Below are 267 nucleotides of genomic sequence, written 5' to 3'. Positions count from 1 at the left end.
GCCCCCGCGAGCCCAGCCGCCCAGCACCAGCGCCCATTCCCGGTAGTAGGCGAAGCCGTACCGGTCGCACAGCGCGTGCAGTTCGGTGACGGCCGTCCACAGCGCCGGCCGGTCGTCGCGCATCTGGTGGGTGACGCCGGCGTAGGCCAGCGCGATGGTCAGGCTGTACGGGTGCCCGGCCGCGCGGGCGCGCTCGACGGCTTCGGCGCTGCTAGCCACCGCGGCGGCGTCGTGGCCGAGCAGCCAGTGGGCGTGCGCCGCCCAGGC

The 267-nt window shown here is 76.4% G+C and carries 1 protein-coding gene; it reads right to left on the bottom strand.

Annotation, left to right across the window (positions count from 1 at the left end):
* Positions 1 to 267, bottom strand: a 267-nt coding sequence (locus G3I65_RS13545; protein ID WP_160696415.1) for a hypothetical protein, incomplete at both ends; no start/stop codon positions are given.

This window comes from Amycolatopsis sp. SID8362 (assembly GCF_010550475.1).
GTDB classification, from domain to species: Bacteria; Actinomycetota; Actinomycetes; order Mycobacteriales; family Pseudonocardiaceae; genus Amycolatopsis; species Amycolatopsis eburnea.
The sequence above is the reverse complement of the archived record's forward strand: the minus strand, read 5'-3'. Positions and strand labels throughout refer to the sequence as shown.